Source organism: Streptomyces sp. NPDC060027 (genome assembly GCF_042737005.1).
Classification (GTDB): domain Bacteria; phylum Actinomycetota; class Actinomycetes; order Streptomycetales; family Streptomycetaceae; genus Streptomyces.
Genome location: NZ_JBHWVI010000457.1, coordinates 1 through 1,523 on the forward strand (window position 1 = coordinate 1; position 1,523 = coordinate 1,523).

General features: G+C 78.1%; 1 pseudogene. It reads right to left on the reverse strand.

Annotated features, from left to right (window positions below):
- Positions 1-1,523, reverse strand: a pseudogene (locus ACFWBT_RS42980) (hypothetical protein); the annotation flags it as partial.

Genomic DNA, 1,523 nt, shown 5'->3' on the forward strand with positions numbered 1-1,523 from the left:
GCGGTCCTCGTCGGCGGCGCGGGCACGCTCCAGGCACACCTGGGCCCGGGCCTCCGACTCCGCGGCCTCGTCGGCGAGTTCGCGCACCTTGACCTGCCATCCGGCGCGCTCGCGGAGCCGGAAGGCGAGTCCGGCGAGGGCGTCGGCCGCGCGCCGGGCCTTCTGCGCGACCTCCTGGCGCTCGTCACGCACATGGGCCGCGTCGGCCGCCGTCTCGTCGGCCTCCGCCCGGACGGTACGGGCCTCGGTCAGCTCGGCCTCGGCCTCCTCCGCGAACGCGCGCGCGTCCTGGGCGGTCGCGGCCAGCTCGATGAGCCGCCCCGCCGGGCAGCCGGTGCGCCAGGACGCGAGCCGCGCGGCCAGCTCCCGGTCCTTGCCGAGCCGGGCGGCGAGGGCCCGGATCTCCTCGTCCCGCAGGCCCGCGCGGGCCCGCAGAGTCTGGCGCTCCTCGTCGGCCGCGTGCTCGTCGTGCATGGCCGGGTTCGGCGGTACGAGGAAGACGCCGCCGTCTCCCGAGTCGGTGGCCGGGGTCGGGGCGAGCAGGGCTGCGGCCGTGCCGACGGCCACCGCCGAGCGCGGCAGCAGCGCCGCTTCGCCGAGGACCTCGCGGGCCCGCGCGTGGGTGTCGGGGTCGGTGATGATCACGCCGTCGACGAGTTGGGGCCGGGCGGCCAGCACGCGCGCGTGGTCGACGGGGTCGACGGCCTGCGCGAGGTAGCGCCATCCGGGCAGCGCGGGAATGCCGTGCTCGCCCAGGTATTCGACGGTGGCCAGGACGTCCGGGCCGGGGGGCAGCAGCCCGCCGTCGCCGAGCGCCCCGAGAATCCGGGCGTCGTCGGCCGCGGCGGTGCGCAGTTCGAAGAGCTGCCGCTCGGCGGAGGCGACTCCTTCGTCTAGGAGTTCGCGAAGTTCGTCGGCATACCGGTCGAGCTCTTCGGGTGTCAGCGGCGCGCCCCCGGACGAGCCGGCGGGTCCGTCGGACTCCTCGTCGCGGCGGGGCTGCGGAACGCCGCCGCGGTTGTCGGCGCCCGGCAGGCTGAGCAGCTCGGCGAGCCGTTCCTCCTCCGCCAGCGCCTCCGCCGTGCGCCGTTCCGCTTCGTACGACCGCTCCGCGGCCGTCGCCGCGTCGGCCGCGCGGGCCGCCGTCAGCTCGGCGCGGGACTCGGCGGACGCCGCCTCCCGCGCGTGGTCCGCGGCGCGCCGCGACGCCTCACGGGCGGTGTCCCAGGCGACGACGGCCGACTTCTCCGCGTCGCTGGCCGCGAGGGCGGCCCGGGCCGGGTCGGCGTCGGGGGCACTGTCGTCGAGCCAGCCGGCCCGGACCGCCTCGGCGGTCTCCTGCTCGACCTCGGACAGGCGCTGCCGCAGATGACCGACCTCGCTGCGGGCGCGCTGGGCGGCCGTGGCGGCGGACGTCGAGTCGGCGTGCGCCGTCTCGCCGATCTCCTGGAGGCCCGCGGACCGCTCCTCCTCCTCGTTGGCGAGCGACTCGGCGCCCTCGGCGGCCCGGTGCAGGGCGCGGA